A 20,888-nucleotide genomic window follows, 5' to 3' on the forward strand; every position below is an offset into this window, starting at 1 on the left:
GCCCCCCTGACCAGCGCCCCGCTGCCCCAAACCCTTGATCTTGCGGCCCCCAACTGGCCCGAACAGATGGTGCAGGACATTCAGCAGGGCATCAGCGCAGATATCGACACTCTGACCCTCACGCTCACCCCCGAGCGTCTTGGCCCGCTGCAAATCCGGCTGGAAACTCAGGACGGTGTGACCCATGTGCATATCGTGACCGAAACCCCCGAAGCCGCCCGCGCCATGGCCGAGGCCCAGCCGCGTCTGGCCGAGGCCATGGCCCGCGCCGGGCTCGAGATGGGCAGCCAATCCACCACTACGACGGGCGGCTCAGGCGGCGCGGCGGGCTTTGGCACCACGGGCGGCGATGCCAACCCGCGTGGCAATGGCCAGCCCGGCACCGAACCGGGCCTGTCGCAGGATGCCACCGCTCACGATGACAGCTCCTCACACCCGCTTTCCCCGCGCGCGCCTGCGCGCTCTTCCATTGACCTGATCGCCTGAGGTTTCCCATGGCCGATGCCGCACTCCCCAATCTCGATGCCCGCCCCAAGGGTGGCTTTCTCAAGAAGATGCTTGTCTGGCTTTTGATGGCGCTCCTTCTGGGCGGCGGCGGCTTTGGGGCGGGTTTCTACCTGTCTGGCGGGGCGCTGTCACCGTCGCAAGAGGTGTTGCGCCTGCTCGAATTGGAAACCGCCGCCGCCGAGGCCGCGGGCGAGGCCGAAGCTGGCCCCAAGCGTATCCCCAAAGAGATGCCCGAGGCCCCCGTCTTCGAGACCCGCTATCACGAGTTTCCCGATCCGCTGACCACCAATCTCAAGGGCTCGCGCCGGTTTCTCCAGATCGGTGTTGGCGTTTCGACCCAATATGACGAGAGCGTCATCGCGCATATCGAAACCCACGCCATGGCCCTGCGCTCGGATATGTTGGCGGTGATCTCGGGCTTTGCCGAAGAGGATGTCGAAGGCACCGCCGGACGCGAGGCGCTGGCAGAGGCGCTCAAGACTGCGATCAACGCCCGCCTCGAAGCCCTCGAAGGGTTCGGCGGCATCGAGGGCGTCTTCTTTCCCTCCTTTGTCCTGCAATAGGTCGCCCCATGGCCCGCAACACCACCAGCGCCACCCACAAACTTAGCTCGAACGAGGTCGCAGCCCTTGTCGACGGCCTGCTCGACATGGAGAAAGAGCAGACCCACGGCACCGAAAGCGTCAAGCGCTACAAATTCGGCTCTGACAACCTGTCGATCATGGGCGATTACCACGGGTTGCGCATGGTCAACGAACGCTTTTGTCGTCTGGCGCGGCCCGTGTTCCTGCCGTTCCTGCGGATGCACCCGCGCATCTCTGCCTTTCCACCCGAGGTCAAAAGCTTTTCGCATTACTGCGACGAGTTGGAGAATTTTGTCAGCCTGACCACCGCCCGCGTCGATGCGCTGCGCAGCAATCAGTTGATCATGCTGCCGCCCAATTTCGTATCCTTGCTGACCAATGCCTATTACGGCGGCAATATCGCCTATCTGCCGGGTGGCCGCGCCGAGTTTACCGCTAGCGAGACGCGGGTGATCGAAATCGTGACCAAGGGCATCTACCGCGCGCTCGAGGCCGCGTGGCGCGATCTGATCCCGCTCGATTTCGCCAATCCGGTGCATGAGGACAATCTGCAATTCGCCACCTTTGTCGAAAGCGAAGAAAAGGTGGTCTGCTGCTCTTTCATCATCCAGCTGCCCGAGGCCGATCCGGCCACGTTGGATCTTATTTACCCGCTTCAGGCGCTCAAGCCCATTGCCGCGCGCCTGCGCTCGCGGATGCAGTCGGATCAAGTGGCCGATGACCTGCGCTGGCGCAGCCGCCTGCGCGAGGCGGTGATGGCTGTGCCGCTCAATGTCACGGCGCGTCTGGCCGAACCCAATGTGCCCATCAGCGCCCTGACCGGGCTGCGCCCCGGTCGCGTCGTGCCGGTTGATCTGACGCTGCGCCCGCAATTGCTGGTCGAAGGCACACCGCTCTTTGACGCCGAACCGGGCGCGCAGAATGGCCGCGCCGCGCTCTCGCTTACCCGCCGTATCGAACCCTGACCCCAAGGACCCCGCCATGACCAATGATGCGACCCCCCCGACCGACCAGCCCGACACCAGCCTGACCAACGTGGACCTTGGCCTTTTGGCCAATGTCCGTGTCAGCATGACCGTTGAGGTGGGCAATACCCAAATCACACTGCAAGACCTCTTGCGCCTCAACGAAGGCTCGGTGGTGGAACTCGACCGCATGGCGGGCGACCCGCTCGACATTCTGGTCAACGGCACCCCCATCGCCAAGGGCGAGGTGGTCGTGGTGGGCGAGAAATTCGGCATCCGCTTTGGCGATATCGTCGATCCCCGGCAACGGATCGAAACCGTCTGACACCCTACCCCTTTGCGTGGCACGAAACCTGCACGGGTTGATCAACTGACCCTTGATCAACCTTTGCAGGAGAATACCCCCGTGGATGTCTTGACCCCTGACCGCATCCTGACCATTGCGGGCTTTCTGGGCGTGCTCGTGCTGGTCTGGGCCGTGATCCGCCATAAACGCGCACCGCTCGCCGCCCGTCTGGCAAACGGTCGCAAACTGGAACTGACCGAGACGCTCAATCTGGGCGGCGACAGCCGCGCGCTCTTGCTCAAGGCCGAAGGACAAACCGTGCTGGTGGTGATGGGCCGCCGCTCGGGCACCGCCCTAACCCTCTTGACCCAGACCGAGGGAGCCACAGCATGAGCCGCCTTCTTCCGCTTCTGATCCTTGCCCTTCTGCTGCCTGCGCCGGTTCTGGCGCAACAGGGCCTGCCCGCAATCACCCTCTCGGACGAAAACGGCACGACCTATTCGCTCTCACTGCAAATTCTGGCGCTGATGACGGCGCTCACGGTGCTGCCGTCGCTGGTGCTGGGCATGACCGCCTTTACCCGCATCATCATCGTGCTGTCGATCCTGCGGCAAGCCATGGGCACGATGCAGACACCTCCCAATCAGGTGCTCATCGCCATCGCGCTTTTTTTGTCGTTCTTCGTGATGCAGCCAGTGCTGACAGAGGTGTATGACACCGCGCTCAGCCCCTATCTCGATGGGCAGATGGCCCCGGATGTGGCGGTGCGGCTGGCCTGGGACAAGCTGTCAGGCTTCATGCTGGCCAATACCCGGCAGAACGACCTTTTGATGTTCGCGGAACTGGCGGGCGATGCCCCCTATGCCAGCGACGCCGAAGTGCCGGTGGCCGTGCTCTTGCCCGCCTATATCACTTCGGAACTCAAGACCGCGTTCCAGATCGGCTTTCTGCTGTTCCTGCCCTTTCTGGTGATCGACATGGTGATCGCCTCGATCCTGATGGCACTCGGCATGATGATGCTCTCGCCGATGATCGTGTCACTGCCCTTCAAACTGCTGTTGTTCGTACTGGTCGATGGCTGGGCCCTGACCATGGGCTCGCTTGCCTCCAGCTTTCAAGGAGCGCTCTGAGCCATGGATTTCGACGCCAATATCGAACATTTGCGCATGGCCTACTGGAATATCCTGCTGACAGCAGGTCCGGTCCTGCTGGTGGCGCTCGCCGTGGGCCTTGTGATCGGCATCCTTCAGGCAGCCACCTCGATCAACGAGGCAACACTCAGCTTTGTGCCGAAAATGGCCATCGTGATCGTGACCATGGCGCTCATGTCGGGCTTCATGCTCAGCACGATGACCGATTATTTCACCCACGTCTTCGACGCCATCGCGACGATGCACTAGGATGCTGCCCGAATTCGCCCCCTCTGCCACCGGCTTGCCGGGTCTGGAACTCACGCAGTTGACGGGGCTCGCGCTGCAATTTCTGTTCGCCATGCTGCGCATCGGTGCCTTTGTCCTTTCGGCCCCGCTCTTTGCGGCGCGGTTCATCTCGTTGCCGGTGCGGATCATCATTTCGGTCTGCCTGACGGTGCCACTGATGGGTCAGGTTCCGATCCCCGAACCCGAAGCGCTCTCCAGCCTCTCAAGCGTGGTTATCGCCCTGCGTGAACTGGCGATCGGGCTGTCGGCAGGGATGGTGCTGCAAATCCTCTTTGCCGCTGCCGTCATGGCCGGCGACCGCATCGCCAATACCGCCGGCCTGGGCCTTGCGGCGCAGGTCGATCCCACCAGCGGCTCGCAATCGCCGGTCATTGGCCAGTTTTTCATGCTGTTCCTCTTGGCCATTTTCGTGACCGAGGACGGCCATCTTGCCGCCATCCGCCTGATGCTCGACAGCTATCGCCTTATTCCCATCGGCACGCCCATCGCGGGCACGGTGCTGATCGACGCAAGCATGGAGGCGACCACAGCGATGTTTCGCAACGCGGCTCAGTTGATGATGCCCGTCGTCTCGGTGCTATTGCTGCTGAACCTCGTGATCGGGGTGATCACCCGCTCTGCCCCCTCGCTCAATCTTTTTGCCTTTGGCTTTCCGCTGACGATGACCGCCACGCTGGTCTTGCTTTTTCTCACCGTCACCAGCCTTGGCCCCGCCCTGTCGGAACGGGTGGCACAGGCCTTGCAGCATCTGATGGAGATGTTGAACGGATTACCCAATGGCTGACGCAGACGACGGACAGGAAAAAACCGAAGAGCCAACCCAGAAACGCCGCCAAGAGGCGCGCGAAGAGGGGCGGATCACAACCTCTACCGAGGTCTTCGTGCTGGTCACGCTGGGCATGGGCGCGCTTATCCTCAGCGCCGGACAATGGGCGCTGCCGGGTCTGGCCGGGCTTTGGGCAACAGGGCTGGTGATCGACGGGGCGCAATCGCTCGACGCGATGATGATTGGGCACACGCGCGATATGATGCTCTGGATGCTGGCCGCTGGCCCCGGACTGGGCCTGCCGCTGCTGGCGGCTGTGCTCATGGCGCAATCGGCCATGGGTGGCCTCAATTTCGCGCCCAAGGCGTTGGGCTTCAAACCCGAGAAAATGAACCCCATGACCGGGCTGGGGCGGATGGTGTCGATGAAGGCGCTGGTCGATCTGCTCAAGGCGGTGCTCAAGGTCACGCTCTTGCTTGCGGCGGGTGTGCTGATGCTCTACCCGCTTTTGCCTGCGCTTGGCAGCTCTTCGGCTCTGGCACCCGGCGATGCGATGGTGCTCTTTGGCACGGCGATGCTGCGGGTGCTGGGCGGGCTGCTGCTTGGCCTTGTGGTGATCGCAGCACTTGATCTTGGCTGGCAAATCCACTCCAACACAAAATCCATGCGCATGTCGCGGCAGGACATCAAGGACGAATCCAAGGAATCCGAAGGCTCGCCCGAGCAAAAAGGTGCGATGCGCCGCCGCCAGATGCAGGCCTCGCGCCGCGCGTCAGAGCGCAAGGCATTGGCCGATGTACCGATGGCCACCGCCATCATCACCAACCCCACTCATTTCGCCATCGCCCTGCGTTACGAGCCGGGCACCGATACCGCACCGCGCATCCTTGCCATGGGCAAGGGACCAATGGCGCAGGCTGTGATCCGCCGGGGCCGCCGCGCGGGTGTCACTACATTGCAAGTGCCGCCACTGGCGCGCGCCCTTTACTTTACAGGGGCTATTGGCCGGGAAATTCCCGATGTGCTCTTTGCCGCCGTGGCTGTGATCCTTGCGCATGTGTGGCGTCTGGAACAGGGGCAACCCGCCCCCATGCCCGATGTCGACCTGCCCCCCGACCTGACCCTTGACGAATTTGGCCGCCCCCTCAGATGGAGAAATCAATGACCGAGCGCCCCCGCTCCACCGGAGAAATGATCTCGACCCTTTGCTTCATTGGCGTGGGTCTCTGGTCTCTGGGCACCGCCCTAGAGGCCCCTCAGCCCAAGGCCGCGCTGCTGCTGCTTTGTGCCGCCGCCTGCTTTTTAGGCGCAGCACGCCATCCCATCGCCCGGCGGCTTGACCGCCGATAGAGGGCAGTCACCACAGGATTTCGCCCCCTTCCCAAGACAAATCGCAACACTTGACGACAGATTTCCCCAACCTGCACCGAAACTATTGAACTTCGCCCCGGAATGTCTAACAGATGGGGATAGTTCACGATGCACAGAGCTGGGCTCGCGTCGCCACGCCGCGATTGAATTACAGCGCAGGACAACCCAGGCAATGTCTATGAAAATTTTACTTGCAGACGATCACAACCTTCTCGCCGAAGCCGTGGGCAACATGCTCAACGCGCAGCCCGGCAATGTGGCGATCACCACCGATTCCTATGATGGCATCCTCAGCCTGCTGTCCGAGCATACAGATGTCGATATCGTCCTGCTCGATCTTAAAATGCCGGGTATGGTCGGGCTTGCCAGCGTCAAAAGCGTGATCGAGAAATCCGCCCCCGCCAAGGTCGTGCTTTTTACCGGCATGGTGGATCGGCATTTCCTGCACAGCGCGCTGGAATTGGGCTGCAAGGGGCTGATCCCTAAAACGATGCCGCTGCAATCACTCAACAGTGTGCTGCAACTGATCAATTCGGGGCAGGTCTTTGTACCGATGGATGCCGGCACGCCGGGCCTCGACAAGGCCGGGCCAGAACATGACCTGACGGAAAAGGAACTTTTCGTGCTGCGCCTTGCCGCCGATGGCCTGACCAACAAGGAAATCGCGCGCGACATGGGCACCAATGAGGTCACGATCAAGATGCACATGCGCTCGATCTGCAAAAAGCTGAACGCCCGCAACCGCGCCCATGCCGCCATGATCAGCCGCGAACGCGCGCTGATCTGAGCGCGGCGCGGAGCGCCGCCGCGTGTCCCTACTCCCCCGCGCGAAACACCATCTCGCGGCCCGCGTCATTGGACAGAATCAAAACAGGGCCCAGTACCTCGACCAAACTCATCTCGCGCAGCGCCGCCAGATAGAGCGCCTCTGCCGCTAACTCCGGACAGGCGCGCTTGGTTGTCACAACGCTTTCGGCGGAAAACCACGGATAGGGCACGGTCTGCCTGCCGGAATAGGTGTTGCACGGCCCCGCGCCCGCCAATGCCCCCTTTGCCGGAAACTCCAGCGTTGCGCGCGCGCCAAACGCCGCGCCGTCAATGCTTTCAAGATGCCAGATCTGATCGGCCCCGCCATAGCCGGTCACCGTCTCATCCTTGCAAGCGCCCAACGCCGACAGCGCCATAACCGCCAAAGCCAGCCGCATCGGCCCTACCTCAGCGCAAGAATGAGATCGACCAGCGAGCCAATCGCCGGGGCCGCCTGATCCCGCGCCGGATCACGCATCGCCTGCATCCCGATCGCCGCCGCGTAAACGATGCGCGCCATTTCCAGATTGCCGATGTCACAGGCCGAAAGCAGCCGATGCAACCGCGCCAGCCGTGCCGTATCCACCCGCGCCACCGCCTCTGCGGCGATAGGATCGGTCCCGGCCCAAGCCCGGATCGCTGATTCGGCGCGCCGTGTCAGGCTATCGGCCTCAGCCGTGGCAGCCATGGCCTGCGCACACCCGCGCAACCGCGCCGCCTCGGTGGCGGCCTGCGATGCTACCTCAAGCCCCTGTGCGGCGTCCTCTTCCCACAGCGCCAAAAGCGCAGCAGAATAGGCCGGAACATCCGCAAAATGCCAGTAAAACGACCCTTTCGTTGCCCCCAGCCGCCGCGCCAAAGGCTCTGCGCCCAGCGCCGCCGGGCCCACTTCGCACAGCGCCTCGAACCCGGCCAAAAGCCAGTCATCGCGGGTCAGTCGGGGGCGGCGCAACGCAGTCATGCCCCTGCCATACGCAGCCCGACCTTGCACTGCAAGAGGCGGCACTGTCGCGGGCCACGCCTTTGGCCCAGTCAGCCCCCTGTCGCAAAAGTTTTACGCGTCTGTCGCAAACTCTTTGAGAACCGCCGTTACGTGGTGGCCCAACCCAAGGAGGCATCGGCCGTGCTCAGCATCGAGAACCTGACCAGAACTTTTGGCCAGAACACCGCCGTGGACAGGGTGTCCTTCACCGTCGACAGACCGGCGATGATCGGCATCATCGGTCGCTCGGGGGCTGGCAAATCCACGCTGCTGCGCATGATCAACCGGCTTACCGATGCCACATCGGGGCAAATCCTGTTCGAGGGCCGCGACGTGACAGCCCTCAAAGGTGCCGACAAACGCGCGTGGCATTCGGACTGCGCCATGATCTTTCAACAGTTCAACCTTGTGCCGCGTATGGATGTGGTCTCGAACGTGCTGCATGGCACGCTCAACCGCCGCTCGACGCTGGCCACCATGTTCAACCTCTACCCCGATGCCGATATTCACCGCGCCATCGAAATCCTTGACCGGCTTGGCATCGCCGACCATGCCCCCAAACGCGCCGAGGCGCTCTCGGGCGGGCAACAGCAGCGCGTGGCGATTGCGCGCGCCCTGATGCAGGACCCTAAGATCGTGCTCGCGGATGAACCGATTGCCAGCCTTGATCCGATGAACGCGCAGCTCGTGATGGACGACCTGCGCCGCATTCACGAAGAGGACGGGCGCACGGTCATCGCCAACCTGCACACGCTCGATACCGCGCGGCGCTACTGCGACCGGGTGATCGGCATGCTGCATGGCCGCGTCGTGTTCGACGGCACGCCCGAACAACTGACCACCGGCGTTGCGCGCGACATCTACGGTGCCGATGCCTCGTTTTCCGAAGCCAGCACATCGACCTCGATTGAAACGCTCGACCGCAGCACCGCCCGCGCCCTGCGCGCGGCCGAGGCGGCGGTCTGACGACCCGCGAACCACCCAAGGCCCGCCGGGGGTGGCGGGCCGCAATCCAACCGGAGAAAAACCCATGAAGAACCTCTTTGCTGCCATCGTCGCCACCACCGCTCTGGTCAGCCCCGCGCTGGCCCAAGACCAGATCACCGAATTCCGCATCGGCATTCTGGGCGGTGAAAACGCCCAAGACCGCATGTCGTCAAACGAATGCTACCGCGCCAAGGCCGAAGACCTGCTCGGCGTGCCGGTCAAGCTCTTTACCCCCGCCGATTATGACGGTGTGATTCAGGGCCTGCTTGGCGGCACGCTCGACATGGCATGGCTTGGGGCCTCCGCCTATGCCAAGGCCTATCTGACCGACCCAGAGGCGGTCGAGCCGGTCATGGTCAAGACCAACCTCGACAAATCCTATGGCTATTATGCCATCGGCTTTGCGCGCAAAGACCGCAACATCGCCTCGCTCGACGACATGAAGGGCAAAGTCTTTGCCTTTGGTGATCCCAACTCGACCAGCGGCTACCTGATCCCCTCGATCGAGATCCCCGTCGAAATCGGGGCCAGCATGGACTCGGGCGACTACTTTGGTGAGGTCAAGTTCGTGGGCGGCCACGAGCAGACCATCGTTGCCGTCGCCAATGGCGATGTCGACGCGGGCGTCACCTGGGCCGATGGCATGGGCGCATGGGAAGACGGCTATAATTCCGGCGCGCTGCGCAAGGCGGCGGATGCGGGCCTTGTCGACATGAACCAGATCGTCGAAATCTGGAAATCCAAGCCCATCCCCGAAGGCCCCATCGTGCTTCGCAAATCCCTGCCCGAGCGCGTCAAGCTGGACATCACCACCCTGACCGCCTCGCTCCCCTATATGGACGCCGATTGTGCCTATAACTTCATGGCCGGCGAGGCGCTCGGCTTCCAGCCGATCAACCACGACGCCTATCTCTCGATCATCGAGGCGCGCAAGGCCTCGAACTAAGGCCCAAGCGCTGACACAGAACCGGGCCTGCATCGCCGCAGGCCCGGTTTCGCATGACGGGGGATAAACATGACCGATCTGACAGCAGGCCAAGCCACAGAACCGGGCGCCGCACGGGTGAAATCCGTGCAAGACGCCTATATGGATATGACCCGCCGCAAACGCCTCTACGGCATGGTGATGCTGGTCGTCTTCATCGCCCTCATGGTCTCGGGCTTTCGCGTGGCGGATGCGCGCAACGCGGGCGGCTTTTGGGACGGGATCGGCAATATCTTTCAGTTTCCCGGCGAAGTGCTATCCGAGGCGGGCCAGAAAATCGCCAACCTGCCGGGGCTGATGGCCAAATTCCTGCCCTCGCTGCTGGAAACCGTCAACATCGCCGCAGCCTCTACGCTTCTGGGCGCGCTTGGGGCGGTGATGATCTCGCTTTTGGCGACGCGCGGGCTGGCAAAATGGCCCCGCCTCATCGGTCTCTTTCGCCGGATCATGGATATCCTGCGCGCTGTGCCCGAGATTGTCATCGCCCTCGTGCTGATATTCATCCTCGGCGGCGGCCCGGTGCCTGCGATGATCGCCATCGCCATTCACACCATGGGCGCGCTCGGCAAGCTCTTTTCCGAGGTCAATGAAAACGCCAGCCTCAAACCCGTCGAAGGGCTGCAATCGGTGGGGGCGACATGGGGTCAACGGATGTGGCTGGGCGTGATCCCGCAGGTGGCCCCCAATTACCTCAGCTACGCGCTCCTGCGCTTCGAGATCAACATCCGCGCCTCCGCCATCTTGGGCTTTGTTGGCTCTGGCGGCATCGGATACGACCTGAAAAACGCCTTTAGCTGGGGCCAAGGGCGTTACGATGAGGTGGCCGCGATCTTTCTGCTCTTGTTCGGCACAATCGTGCTTTTTGACCAACTCTCCAGCCATTACCGCAACAAGCTGATCGGCGAGGGCTAAGACCATGAGCATGATGACCGACATCACCCCGCCCCACTTTGACGCCGCCACCCTCTTTCGCCGCAAACGGCGGTTGGCCTTTGCCGTCCCGGCGGTGATCCTTGCCTATTTCACCTATATCTTTTTTGCCTTCAACATCATGGGGCTGGCCGACCGTGCGCGGCTCGACAATGCCCGCATCCTTGTCGCCGATAGCTATAGCTACAAAACCCATGTCACCCGCGACAACCGGTCGGGCGCACTCAGCATCGCGGTCGAGGGCGAGAACAAGGGCACATGGCCCGAAGGGCGCAGCCCCGATTGGGTCGATATCCAAAGCCCGGAACGCACGCTCGTATCCCTGAAACACGGTCAAGAGGTGCTGATTGACGGCAACACGCTGCGCTATGATGTGCCGGGCTATGGGCTGATCACAGCCGAGGTCACGCGCCGCGAGGGTGTCAAACTCACCCTGCCCACAGACACCATCCCCGACTGGATCAGCGCCAGCGACGCGCGGGTGGACATCACCACCGAGGCCGGTCGCGTGACCCTGACACGGGCGCGCACCGAGGTGATGCGCTATCACTTCGGCTGGGAACTCTTCTGGTTCACCCTCGACAGCCCGTTCTATGGCAAAAGCTTTGGTGAATTGGCTCGCCTTGCCGTCTCGGGCGAACGGGTGGTCGCGGACAAAAGCAACCTTGCGGCGATGGTATCCGACGTCTGGAACAACCGCATGTGGCAGCACAAGGATGTGCTCTGGGCCATTTTCGAAACCATTCTTATGGCCTTTCTCGGCACCATGGGGGCAGGCCTCGTGGCGCTGCCGCTGGCCTTTGCGGCGGCGCGCAACTTCTCGCCCTATCTCGCGGTGCGTGCGGCGGTGCGGCGCGTCTTTGATCTCTTGCGCGGGGTCGATGCGCTGATCTGGACGCTGGTGCTCGCCCGCGCCTTTGGCCCCGGCCCGATGACCGGCGCGCTGGCCATTCTGCTCACGGATACAGGCACCTTTGGCAAACTCTTTTCCGAGGCGCTGGAAAACGTCGACAAGAACCAAATCGAAGGCGTCCAATCCACAGGGGCCAAACCGCTGCAACGCTATCGCTTTGGCGTGATCCCCCAGATCACACCCGTCCTGCTCAGCCAACTGCTCTATTACCTCGAATCCAACACCCGCAGCGCCACCATCATCGGGGCCATCACCGGCGGTGGGATCGGCCTCTTGCTCACACAGGCCATGATCACGCAAAAGGACTGGGAAGAGGTCAGCTATTACATCATTCTCATTCTGATCATGGTGATGCTGATGGACACTCTCTCAGGCTGGTTGCGCCGCAAACTTATCACCTCGGACGACGCTGGGCACTGAGAGGGCGGACTGTGAGTATTTGAACCATAAAGAAGCAGCCTTCGCTTTTCTTTTTGGACCAAATACTCCCGCCGGAGGCCCGAAACCCTTATGGAGCGCGCGATGCCCCGATTGCAGGCCGACAAGGCCCTGATCCACCCGGACTGCGACATCACCGATTGCGAATTCGGCATCTATACCGAGGTCGGGCGCGGCAGCCGCCTCGCGCATGTGGCGATGGGGGATTATTCCTATTGCGACCGATCCTGCGATCTCGCCAATACAGAGATCGGCAAATTCGCCAATATCGCCAGCTTTGTGCGCGTGGGGGCCACGGATCATCCGCTCGACCGCGCCAGCCTGCACCACTTTCTCTATCGCTCTGCCAGCTATTGGGAGGATGCGCCCGACGATGCGCTTTGGTTCGACAAACGCCGCGCGCGGCTGGCGCGGATTGGCCATGACACCTGGATCGGTCACAATGCGCAGGTCAAGCCCGAGATCACCGTGGGCCACGGGGCGGTTATCGCCGCCGGGGCTGTGGTGACGCATGACGTAGCCCCCTATATGATCGTCGCAGGCGTGCCCGCCAAGCCGCTGCGCCCGCGCCTTGCCCCCGCTCTGGCCGACCGCATGATGGCACTGGCGTGGTGGGAGTGGGATCACGCCCGCCTGCGGGAGAACCTAGATGATTTTCGCAGCCTGAGCGCCGAGGCCTTTCTTGAAAAGCACGGCGGCTGACCGCAAGAAAAAGGCGGCCACAACGGGCCGCCCTTGAGATGCTGAAATCATGGATGAAAAAGGCAGCTGATCTATACGTCGCTGATAGGCCCGCGATGTGACAGTGCCGTGACATCGGGGCAAGTGTTCAAGCATCCGCCAGGGTCAGCGTGATCCGGTCCCCGGCAAACCATGTGCGGCCATATTCGATAGGCTGCCCCTCGGGATCGACATTGACCGCAATCGTGCGCAGGATCGGCGCACCCGGGCTGAGATGCAGATGCACCGCCTGCATCGGGCTGGCCAGTTTCGCAGTGAGCCGCGTCGAGGCGCGGGTGAAATCCGCAACCCCTTGCTCTGCCAGCGCCGCCGTCACCGATCTGAGCCGCCGCAGCGCCTCGGGCAGGCCGGGAAACCGCGCCGCCGGAAAGCTGCTGCGAAACACCGCCACCGGCACGCCATCGGCCAGCGACAGCCCGTCACAAACATGCACCATGGCCCCGGGCGCAAGCCTGAGCGCCTCGGCCTCGGCGGCATCGGCGCTGCGGGTCTCAAGCGCCAAGATCTCTTTGGTTGGCAACCGCCCGGCCGCTTGCAAATTCTGGTGAAACCGCACCCGCCGACCGATCGGATACTCGGTCGGGCGATGCGCCACGAACGCCCCGGCCCCGCGCCGGGCAAAGATCACCCCCGCCTCGGCCAAGACCGCGAGCGCCCGCCGCACCGTATGGCGATTGACGCCAAACCGCGTGGCCAGAACCGCCTCGGTCGGCAGCTTGTCACCGGGGCCATAGCGCCCTGCCGCGATGTCACGGCTCAGACTGTCGTGGATCGCCCGCCAGAGGGCATCGGGTTTTTCTCGGGGCATGTCACATAAGTTTCATTGTGGACTGGCTTGCTAGGGAGGCGGGTTTGGCGTATAGATTTGTCTAGTTGTATAGTAATACCGACAACTTCACAAGGTGTCCACATGAGCAAAGAAACCGAGCGCAAGGGCTGGATGGGTCTTTTGGCGCGCACCCCCGCCGAGGATGTGCACAGGCTCTTGTCTGACACGGGGCTATCCCCTGATTACGCCTATCTGCGTGCGCCCGAGGTGGGCGGCGTCATGGTGCGGGGCCGCGCCGGGGCCACGGGGGCCGCCTTCAACCTTGGTGAAATGACCGTCACCCGCTGCGCCTTGCAACTGGGCGATGGCCGCGTTGGCCACGGCTATGTGCAGGGCCGCGACAAGCGCCACGCCACGCAGGCCGCGCTGATTGACGCGCTGATGCAGGGGGCCGAGGCCGCGCTGATCCGCGACCGCGTTCTGGCCCCTTTGGCAGAGGCCGAGACCACCCGCCGCAGCGCCCGCGCCGCCCGCGCCGCAGCGACCAAGGTCGATTTCTTCACCCTTGTGCGCGGAGAGGATTGATGCAGACCGAAGCCCTGACCGGCGGCTTTGCCGCAGCCCCCACCGAGGCCGCCCTGGCCTTTCGCGCGGTGATGCGCGCCATGGCCCGTCCCGGCACCATTGAGCAGATCATGGGCGCAGAGCCGCCACCGCCCCTATCGCCCGCGGCGGGCGCGGTGCTCTTGACGCTCTGTGACCCTGAAACGCCACTCTATCTGGCGGGGGCGGTTGATACCCCAATGGTGCGCGACTGGATCACCTTTCACACCGGCGCACCGCTGGTGGACCGCCCCCGCGCCATGTTCGCGCTCGGGCCTTGGTCTGCCCTTCTACCGCTGGCCGATTATCCCATCGGCACGGTCGAATACCCCGACCGCGCAACCACCCTGATCGTCGAGATGGCGCAGCTCACGCACACCGGCGCACGCCTGACCGGGCCGGGGATTGCAACCACCGCCGCGCTCTCGCTGCCCGACATTGCCGCATTTCAGCGCAACGCCGCACAGTTTCCGCTGGGGCTCGATTTTCTCTTCACCTCTGGTCATGACCTCGCGGCGCTGCCGCGCTCAACCCGTGTGGAGGGCCAATAGATGTATGTCGCAGTCAAAGGCGGCGAACGCGCCATCGACAACGCCCATGCTTGGCTGGCCGAAGAGCGGCGCGGCGATACATCCGTGGCCGAGCTCAGCGTGGCGCAGATCCGCGAACAGCTCAGCCTTGCTGTCAACCGCGTCATGGCCGAGGGCTCGCTCTATGATCCCGACCTTGCCGCGCTCGCTATCAAACAGGCGCGCGGCGATCTGATCGAGGCGATCTTTCTCATCCGCGCCTATCGCACCACCCTGCCCCGCTTTGGCGCGTCGCATCCGGTGAATACCGCCGCCATGCGCTGTGATCGGCGCATTTCGGCCACGTTCAAGGACGCGCCGGGCGGGCAGGTTCTGGGGCCAACCTTTGACTACACCCACCGCTTGCTGGATTTCAAACTCGCGGCAGAGGGCGAGACGCCGCAAGCGCCCACAGCCACGCCCACCCCCGGCCCCACGCCGCATATCATGGGCTATCTCGACCGCGAGGGGCTGATCCAGCAAGAACACCCGAGCGATACCACGCCCCCCGACCTCACCCGCGAACCGATGCAACTGCCCGCAGACCGTGCGCTGCGGCTTCAGGCGCTGACGCGCGGCGATGAGGGGTTTATCCTCTCGCTCGCCTATTCCACCCAGCGCGGCTATGCCCGCAACCACGCCTTTGTGGGCGAGTTGCGCATCGGCGCTGTCGCCGTGGAAATGGATATCCCCGAACTGGGCTTTGCGATTGAGCTGGGCGAGATCACCCTCACCGAATGCGAAACCGTCAACCAGTTCAAAGGCTCCAAAACCGAGCCCCCGCAATTCACGCGCGGCTATGGGCTGGTCTTTGGCCAGACCGAGCGCAAGGCCATCGCCATGGCACTGGTGGACCGGGCGCTGCGTTGGAAAGAATTGGGCGAAGAGGATCAAGGCGCACCCGCGCAGGACGAGGAATTCGTCCTCATGCATGCCGACAACATTCAGGCCACCGGCTTTCTCGAGCATATCAAGCTGCCGCATTACGTCGATTTCCAGTCCGAACTGGAACTGGTGCGCAAACTCCGCCGCGAGGCCGAGGGCGCGGCGCATCGGGAGGCGGCGGAATGAGTATTTTTGCCATAAAGAAGCAGGCCCGCCCATGACCCTCATTGTCTTTGACATCGGCAATGTCCTCTTGCGCTGGGACCCGCAGGCGGCCTTTCGTCATGCCATCGGCAGCGACGCCGAGATTGATGCGCTGCTGGCCGAGGTTCGATTCTACGACTGGAACTATGAGCAGGACCGGGGCCGGAGCAGGCCCGAGGCGGTGGCAGCGATTGCCGCCCACTGGCCACACTATGCCGATCTCATGGACGGCTATTTCGATCGCTTCGGCCTGACCATCCAAAACCGCATCCAAGGGTCATGGGACATCGCCGCCGCGCTCAAGGATAGCGGCCACCGCCTCTGGGCGCTTACGAATTTTTCGGCCGACACATGGCCGCAGGCGCAGCGCCTGCATCCCGACCTGAACACGCTTTTCGAGGGCATCGTCGTGTCGGGGCACGAGCGCATGGTCAAACCCGACCGCGAGATTTTCGAGCTCCTCTGCACCCGCGCCGATGCCGCGCCCGAGGCGTGTTATTTCATCGACGACACCGCCAGCAATGTCACCGGCGCCCGCGCCGCAGGCTGGCAGGCGCATCACTTTACCGGGCCCGAGGGCCTGCGCGCCGACCTTTGCGACAGGGGGCTATTATGAGCGATTACAACTTTGCCTATCTCGATGAGCAGACCAAGCGCATGATCCGCCGCGCCATTCTCAAGGCGCTGGCGATCCCCGGCTATCAGGTGCCCTTTGCCAGCCGCGAAATGCCGATGCCCTATGGCTGGGGCACGGGCGGGGTGCAGGTCTCTGCCGCCTGCCTCACGCCGGATGACACGTTCAAGGTGATCGATCAGGGCGCGGATGACACGACCAACGCCGTCTCGATCCGCAAGTTCTTTGAGAAAACCGCGCAGGTCGCCACCACTGAGGAGACCGCCCGCGCCAGCCTCATCCAGACCCGCCACCGCATTCCCGAGGAACCGCTGACCGAGGATCAGATCCTTGTCTACCAAGTGCCGATCCCTGAACCGCTGCGCTTTCTCGAACCCTCCGAGGTGGAAACTCGCAAGATGCACGCGCTCGAGGAATATGGCCTCATGCATGTGAAACTCTATGAGGACATCAGCCAGCATGGGGCCATCGCCACCGCCTATGCCTATCCGGTCAAGGTCGAGGGGCGCTATGTCATGGACCCTTCGCCGATCCCCAAATTCGATAACCCGAAGCTGAACATGGCCGCGATCCAGCTTTTCGGCGCGGGGCGCGAACAGCGTATCTATGCTCTGCCGCCCTATACAAAGGTTGTCAGTCTCGATTTCGAAGATCACCCGTTCGAGGCCACCAAGGCCAATCACGATTGCGACCTCTGCGGCGCATCCCACAGCTATCTGGACGAGGTCATCATGAATGACGCGGGCGGGCGCATGTTTGTCTGCTCCGACACCGATTATTGCCGCGCGCGCCGCGCAGGCGGCCACATCGGGGCGCAGGGTGCCCCCTATGAGGAGGCCACGGTATGACCCCCCTTTTGCAAGTGCGCGATCTTGCCAAATTCTACGGGCCACGGCGCGGCTGTGACGGTGTCAGCTTTGATCTTTACCCCGGCGAGGTGATGGGCATCGTGGGCGAGAGCGGATCAGGCAAATCGACGCTGCTCAGTTGCCTTGCCGGGCATCTGCCCCCCGACCGGGGCGAGGTGATCTTTGACACGCACGGCCACGGCCCCCGCGACACGCTGCATATGTCCGAACCCGAACGGCGGATGCTGATGCGCACCGATTGGGCCTTTGTCCATCAGCACGCCCGCGACGGGCTGCGCATGGGGGTCTCGGCGGGCGGCAATGTCGGCGAACGGCTGATGGCCGTGGGCGCACGGCATTACGGGGATATCCGCGATCAGGCGATTGACTGGCTGGGCCGGGTCGAGATTGCCGCCGACCGGGTGGATGACAAGCCACAGGCGTTCTCGGGGGGCATGCAGCAACGCCTGCAAATCGCCCGCAACCTCGTGACCGGCCCGCGCTTGGTGTTCATGGATGAACCCACCGGCGGGCTTGATGTCAGCGTTCAGGCGCGGCTTCTTGATCTTTTGCGCGGGCTGGTGCGCGAAATGGGTCTCTCGGCCATTATCGTCACCCATGATCTGGCGGTGGTGCGATTGCTCGCCGACCGGTTGATGGTGATGAAAGATGGCTTTGTGGTCGAAGACGGGCTGACCGATCAAGTGCTGGATGATCCGCAACACGGCTATACGCAACTGCTTGTTTCCAGCGTATTGCAGGTCTGACGCCATGGGCAGGAGCAGAGCATGATCACCTATTACGCCAAGCACGAGACCGGGTTGCATCAAGTGCCAGACCTTGGCGATGCCCCCGTCCTCTGGATCGACATGCTCAGCCCCGACCCGCAGGAATTGGCGCAAATGTCGGGGCGTCTTGGCATCGCCCTGCCCAGCCGCGAGGATCAGGACGAAATCGAACAATCCTCCCGCCTCTATCTCGAAGAGGGCGTGCCAGTGATGACCGCCCTCTTGCCCGCGCGCAACGACGCGGGCGAAACCATCGTCGGCCCGGTGTCTTTCGTGCTCATGGCCGACCGGCTGGTGACACTGCGCCACCACGCCCCGCGCCCCTTTACCACCTATCCCGACAAGGCGGGGAAATCCTCGCATGGCTGCGCCACGGTCGAGGCGGTGCTGATCGGGCTGATCGAGGAAATCATCGACCGGCTTGCCGATATCATCGAACAGGCTGGCCGCGACATCGACGCGCTCTCCAAACGCATCTTTGGCGACAAACCCCTTAATACCTCGGCCTATCGCACCGCGCTCCGCGACATCGGCCAAGCTGACGGGCGCGTCATGCAAATCCGCGAGAGCCTGATGACACTGGAGCGGCTTTTGGGCTTTGTCGTGCCGGTGATCGACACCCGGCGCGGGGCCAAACCCCTGCGCGGCGCGCTCAAATCGCAATATCGCGACGTGCGCACGATCACCGAACAGGCAGGCTATCTGCAACAGAAAACCGCCTTCATGCTGGATGCGGCCCTTGGCCTCATCACCATCGAACAGAACGCCATCATCAAGATTTTCTCGGTGGCGGCGGTGGCCTTTCTGCCGCCCACGCTGGTGGCCTCGATCTACGGCATGAATTTCGAGGTGATGCCAGAACTGTCCTGGCCCTTCGGCTATCCGATGGCGCTCGGGCTCATGGCGCTATCGGCACTGGTGCCGCTCTGGATTTTCCGCCGCCGCGGCTGGTTATGAACATGGGAGACCCGCAATGATCGAGATCGACAGCCTGAGCAAAAGCTTCACCCTGCATAATCAGGGCGGCGCGGTGATCCCCGTGATGGCAGGCGCGCATCTCAGCGTTGCCGCCGGTGAGTGCGTGGCGCTGACCGGCTCTTCGGGCGCGGGCAAATCTACGCTTATGCGGATGATCTATGGCAATTACCGCGCCAATGCGGGGCGGATCATGGTCGGCGACACCGATGTCGCCCGCGCCGAACCGCGCGAGATCATCCAGTTGCGCCGTCATACGCTGGGCTATGTCAGCCAGTTCTTGCGCGTCGTGCCCCGTGTGCCGACCCGCGATGTGGTGGCCGAACCGCTCTTGATCCTTGGCAGCGCGCCCGATGCGGCCCGCGCCCGCGCCGAGGCGCTGCTTGACCGCCTCAACATCCCCGAACGGCTCTGGTCACTCAGCCCCACGACATTCTCGGGCGGCGAGCAACAGCGCGTCAACATCGCGCGCGGTTTTGCGCATGCCTTTCCCGCCCTGCTGCTGGATGAACCCACCGCCAGCCTTGACGCCACCAACCGCGAGGTGGTGCTGACCCTCATCGAAGAGGCCAAGGCGCGCGGCGCGGCGATCATCGGCATCTTCCACGACGAGGCCGCGCGCGCCCGTGTCTGCGACCGCGAGGTGGATGTGACCGCCTTCACCCCTGCGCGCGCCGCATGACACCTGGCCGCCTCATCGCCGTGGTCGGCCCGTCGGGCGTGGGCAAGGACACACTGATGCGCGCCATGATCGTAGAGCATCCGGGCCTGCGCCGTGCCCGCCGCGTCATCACCCGCCCCCCAGACCCCGAGGGCGAAGGCCATGAGGCGGTCAGCGACACCGAATTCGACGCCCGCCTCAAAGAGGGCGGCTTTGCCCTGCATTGGCGCGCGCACGGCCTGCGCTACGGGGTGCCGGTGGGCATCTGCCTTGATCTCGCGGCGGGGCGCGACCTCTTGGTCAATCTCTCACGGGGCGTTCTGGCACAGGCGCAGGCGCGGTTTCAGCCCTTTGTCATCCTGCACCTGACCGCCACGCCTCAGGTGCTGGCATCCCGCCTTGTGGCGCGCGGGCGTGAAACCCCGCAGGATATTCGCGAACGCCTGACCGGCGCGGATATGGCCCTGCCCGAGGGCGTGGGCCCAGTCATCACACTCGACACGGACGCAGCCCTGCCCCGCCTGACCAAGGCCGCGCTCAAGGCGGTTTACGCGGTGAGGGTCTGATGGTGCAGCAGGTGAAACCGCCCCGCCTCATCCTCGCCCATCAGCGACAGCGCGTCGATGACATAGGGCTGCGGCACCAGCGGCCCCAAACGCGCCTCCAGCGCGGCCTTGATCGGTGCCAATTCCGCCTTGGGCCGCTTGCCGGTCAGGGTGATATGAAACCGGAACTCCTCCATCACATAGGGATAGCCCCAGCGCAGCAACAGCGCGTCTTGCGCAGGCGTCAGGCCCCCTGCCCGCCGCCGCGCCAATTGCGCCTCGGTCAAGGGGGCGCGCCACGGTTCGAACGCCGCCACGGCGCGCGCCGCCAACCCGTTCAAGGCGCTCTGATCCCCCACCGGCACCAGCGCCAGAAACCGTCCCAAACCCGCGATCTGCACCCCCTCCAGCGTGACCGCCGCCTCGCCTGCGCAAAACTGCTCAAAGGCCGCAACCAGCCCCGCCTCTCCCTCCCCCTCGGCCAAGGCAAAGGGCGGCTTGATCGTGGCATGCAGCCCGTATTTGCGCGGGGTCTCGGTGATCTCGGCCACGGGCGCGGGCAACCCCGGCACCTCGGGATGCGCCACGGCACAACCCTGCGCGCTATCCCATCCCAACCACGCCGCACCAAAGGCGGCAAATTCCCCCTCGGGGGGCGTGACATAAATCGCGTAGCGGTGAAAATCCATGAGGTCTCTCGTCGGGT

29 protein-coding genes are annotated in these 20,888 nt (G+C 63.5%); 25 read left to right on the forward strand and 4 right to left on the reverse strand.

Annotation, left to right across the window (positions count from 1 at the left end; all coding sequences use genetic code 11):
* The 11 genes from GC127_RS04045 to GC127_RS04095 form a co-directional block, all read left to right on the forward strand.
* Nucleotides 1–486, forward strand: a 486-nt coding sequence (locus GC127_RS04045; RefSeq protein WP_199861951.1) for a flagellar hook-length control protein FliK, incomplete at its 5' end; no start/stop codon positions are given.
* 8 nt (nt 487–494) lie between these two features.
* Nucleotides 495–1,070, forward strand: coding sequence for a flagellar basal body-associated protein FliL (gene fliL / locus GC127_RS04050; protein ID WP_081506796.1), 576 nt, complete (start codon nt 495–497; stop codon nt 1,068–1,070).
* Nucleotides 1,071–1,078: 8 nt separating this feature from the next.
* The gene (fliM, locus tag GC127_RS04055; protein WP_008279045.1) at nt 1,079–2,056 is read left to right on the forward strand and encodes a flagellar motor switch protein FliM; all 978 of its coding nucleotides are present in this window, start codon (nt 1,079–1,081) and stop codon (nt 2,054–2,056) included.
* Nucleotides 2,057–2,072: 16 nt separating this feature from the next.
* The gene (fliN, locus tag GC127_RS04060) at nt 2,073–2,381 is read left to right on the forward strand and encodes a flagellar motor switch protein FliN (RefSeq protein ID WP_008279046.1); all 309 of its coding nucleotides are present in this window, start codon (nt 2,073–2,075) and stop codon (nt 2,379–2,381) included.
* Nucleotides 2,382–2,462: 81 nt separating this feature from the next.
* The gene (locus GC127_RS04065; protein WP_151976637.1) at nt 2,463–2,735 is read left to right on the forward strand and encodes a flagellar assembly protein FliO; all 273 of its coding nucleotides are present in this window, start codon (nt 2,463–2,465) and stop codon (nt 2,733–2,735) included.
* A complete protein-coding gene (gene fliP / locus GC127_RS04070) occupies nt 2,732–3,472 on the forward strand; it encodes a flagellar type III secretion system pore protein FliP (protein WP_008279048.1) in 741 nt (246 codons plus the stop codon). The genes GC127_RS04065 and fliP overlap by 4 nt, the downstream gene beginning before the upstream one ends.
* A gap of 3 nt (nt 3,473–3,475) precedes the next feature.
* Complete coding sequence (fliQ, locus tag GC127_RS04075; protein WP_008279049.1) at nt 3,476–3,742, forward strand: flagellar biosynthesis protein FliQ; 267 nt, start codon at nt 3,476–3,478, stop codon at nt 3,740–3,742.
* Nucleotide 3,743: 1 nt separating this feature from the next.
* Nucleotides 3,744–4,565 (forward strand): flagellar biosynthetic protein FliR, encoded by an 822-nt coding sequence (gene fliR / locus GC127_RS04080; protein ID WP_081506799.1) that lies wholly within the window; start codon nt 3,744–3,746, stop codon nt 4,563–4,565.
* On the forward strand, nt 4,558–5,712 hold the full coding sequence (locus tag GC127_RS04085; RefSeq protein WP_008279051.1) for a flagellar biosynthesis protein FlhB: 1,155 nt from the start codon (nt 4,558–4,560) through the stop codon (nt 5,710–5,712). Before fliR ends, GC127_RS04085 begins: the two co-directional genes overlap by 8 nt.
* Nucleotides 5,709–5,897, forward strand: coding sequence for a hypothetical protein (locus tag GC127_RS04090; protein WP_008279052.1), 189 nt, complete (start codon nt 5,709–5,711; stop codon nt 5,895–5,897). The genes GC127_RS04085 and GC127_RS04090 overlap by 4 nt, the downstream gene beginning before the upstream one ends.
* Nucleotides 5,898–6,096: 199 nt before the next feature.
* Nucleotides 6,097–6,705 (forward strand): response regulator transcription factor, encoded by a 609-nt coding sequence (locus GC127_RS04095; RefSeq protein WP_008279053.1) that lies wholly within the window; start codon nt 6,097–6,099, stop codon nt 6,703–6,705.
* A gap of 28 nt (nt 6,706–6,733) precedes the next feature.
* Here the strand turns inward: GC127_RS04095 and GC127_RS04100 are convergent, their stop codons facing one another.
* Both GC127_RS04100 and GC127_RS04105 read right to left on the reverse strand, forming a co-directional pair.
* On the reverse strand, nt 6,734–7,123 hold the full coding sequence (locus tag GC127_RS04100) for an META domain-containing protein (protein ID WP_008279054.1): 390 nt from the start codon (nt 7,121–7,123) through the stop codon (nt 6,734–6,736).
* 5 nt (nt 7,124–7,128) lie between these two features.
* Nucleotides 7,129–7,686: a TetR/AcrR family transcriptional regulator gene (locus GC127_RS04105; RefSeq protein WP_254699994.1), complete on the reverse strand. Its 558-nt coding sequence runs from the start codon at nt 7,684–7,686 to the stop codon at nt 7,129–7,131.
* Between the two features lie 162 nt (nt 7,687–7,848).
* Here GC127_RS04105 and phnC point away from each other — a divergent pair, with 162 nt between their 5' ends.
* The 5 genes from phnC to GC127_RS04130 all read left to right on the forward strand — a co-directional run bounded on the left by phnC (nt 7,849) and on the right by GC127_RS04130 (nt 12,662).
* Nucleotides 7,849–8,673: a phosphonate ABC transporter ATP-binding protein gene (gene phnC / locus GC127_RS04110; RefSeq protein WP_151976641.1), complete on the forward strand. Its 825-nt coding sequence runs from the start codon at nt 7,849–7,851 to the stop codon at nt 8,671–8,673.
* A 64-nt stretch (nt 8,674–8,737) separates the two neighbouring features.
* A complete protein-coding gene (phnD, locus tag GC127_RS04115) occupies nt 8,738–9,640 on the forward strand; it encodes a phosphonate ABC transporter substrate-binding protein (protein ID WP_037296633.1) in 903 nt (300 codons plus the stop codon).
* 69 nt (nt 9,641–9,709) lie between these two features.
* A complete protein-coding gene (phnE, locus tag GC127_RS04120) occupies nt 9,710–10,591 on the forward strand; it encodes a phosphonate ABC transporter, permease protein PhnE (protein WP_081506804.1) in 882 nt (293 codons plus the stop codon).
* A gap of 4 nt (nt 10,592–10,595) precedes the next feature.
* Nucleotides 10,596–11,942, forward strand: a complete 1,347-nt coding sequence (phnE, locus tag GC127_RS04125) for a phosphonate ABC transporter, permease protein PhnE (RefSeq protein ID WP_081506805.1) — start codon at nt 10,596–10,598, stop codon at nt 11,940–11,942.
* 102 nt (nt 11,943–12,044) lie between these two features.
* Nucleotides 12,045–12,662 (forward strand): chloramphenicol acetyltransferase, encoded by a 618-nt coding sequence (locus GC127_RS04130; protein WP_254699995.1) that lies wholly within the window; start codon nt 12,045–12,047, stop codon nt 12,660–12,662.
* 127 nt (nt 12,663–12,789) lie between these two features.
* Here the strand turns inward: GC127_RS04130 and phnF are convergent, their stop codons facing one another.
* On the reverse strand, nt 12,790–13,509 hold the full coding sequence (phnF, locus tag GC127_RS04135; protein ID WP_008279061.1) for a phosphonate metabolism transcriptional regulator PhnF: 720 nt from the start codon (nt 13,507–13,509) through the stop codon (nt 12,790–12,792).
* 102 nt (nt 13,510–13,611) lie between these two features.
* Between phnF and phnG the strand changes: the two genes are divergently transcribed.
* Genes phnG through phnN form a run of 9 tightly spaced genes read left to right on the forward strand, consistent with a single transcriptional unit; the run spans nt 13,612 to nt 20,203 of the window.
* The gene (phnG, locus tag GC127_RS04140; RefSeq protein WP_151976645.1) at nt 13,612–14,055 is read left to right on the forward strand and encodes a phosphonate C-P lyase system protein PhnG; all 444 of its coding nucleotides are present in this window, start codon (nt 13,612–13,614) and stop codon (nt 14,053–14,055) included.
* Nucleotides 14,055–14,624, forward strand: a complete 570-nt coding sequence (phnH, locus tag GC127_RS04145) for a phosphonate C-P lyase system protein PhnH (RefSeq protein ID WP_151976647.1) — start codon at nt 14,055–14,057, stop codon at nt 14,622–14,624. The genes phnG and phnH overlap by 1 nt, the downstream gene beginning before the upstream one ends.
* Nucleotides 14,625–15,713: a carbon-phosphorus lyase complex subunit PhnI gene (locus tag GC127_RS04150; protein ID WP_151976649.1), complete on the forward strand. Its 1,089-nt coding sequence runs from the start codon at nt 14,625–14,627 to the stop codon at nt 15,711–15,713.
* Nucleotides 15,714–15,744: 31 nt separating this feature from the next.
* Entirely contained in the window at nt 15,745–16,347 is a 603-nt protein-coding gene (locus tag GC127_RS04155) for an HAD family phosphatase (protein WP_151976651.1), read from the forward strand.
* The gene (locus GC127_RS04160; RefSeq protein ID WP_151976653.1) at nt 16,344–17,213 is read left to right on the forward strand and encodes an alpha-D-ribose 1-methylphosphonate 5-phosphate C-P-lyase PhnJ; all 870 of its coding nucleotides are present in this window, start codon (nt 16,344–16,346) and stop codon (nt 17,211–17,213) included. Before GC127_RS04155 ends, GC127_RS04160 begins: the two co-directional genes overlap by 4 nt.
* A complete protein-coding gene (phnK, locus tag GC127_RS04165; protein WP_008279067.1) occupies nt 17,210–17,980 on the forward strand; it encodes a phosphonate C-P lyase system protein PhnK in 771 nt (256 codons plus the stop codon). The genes GC127_RS04160 and phnK overlap by 4 nt, the downstream gene beginning before the upstream one ends.
* A 21-nt stretch (nt 17,981–18,001) precedes the next feature.
* Nucleotides 18,002–18,958 (forward strand): magnesium transporter CorA family protein, encoded by a 957-nt coding sequence (locus GC127_RS04170; RefSeq protein WP_151976655.1) that lies wholly within the window; start codon nt 18,002–18,004, stop codon nt 18,956–18,958.
* A 16-nt stretch (nt 18,959–18,974) separates the two neighbouring features.
* Nucleotides 18,975–19,658, forward strand: a complete 684-nt coding sequence (gene phnL, locus GC127_RS04175; protein WP_151976657.1) for a phosphonate C-P lyase system protein PhnL — start codon at nt 18,975–18,977, stop codon at nt 19,656–19,658.
* Nucleotides 19,655–20,203 carry a phosphonate metabolism protein/1,5-bisphosphokinase (PRPP-forming) PhnN gene (phnN, locus tag GC127_RS04180; RefSeq protein ID WP_151976659.1) on the forward strand — a complete coding sequence of 183 codons (549 nt, stop codon included), beginning with the start codon at nt 19,655–19,657 and terminating at the stop codon, nt 20,201–20,203. Before phnL ends, phnN begins: the two co-directional genes overlap by 4 nt.
* On the opposite strand, the gene GC127_RS04185 is transcribed toward phnN, so the two are convergent.
* Nucleotides 20,185–20,871, reverse strand: coding sequence for a DUF1045 domain-containing protein (locus GC127_RS04185; RefSeq protein WP_151976661.1), 687 nt, complete (start codon nt 20,869–20,871; stop codon nt 20,185–20,187). The genes phnN and GC127_RS04185 overlap by 19 nt on opposite strands.
* Between the last annotated feature and the right edge of the window lie 17 nt (nt 20,872–20,888).

This window comes from Roseovarius sp. EC-HK134 (genome assembly GCF_902498815.1).
Taxonomy (GTDB): domain Bacteria; phylum Pseudomonadota; class Alphaproteobacteria; order Rhodobacterales; family Rhodobacteraceae; genus Roseovarius; species Roseovarius mucosus_A.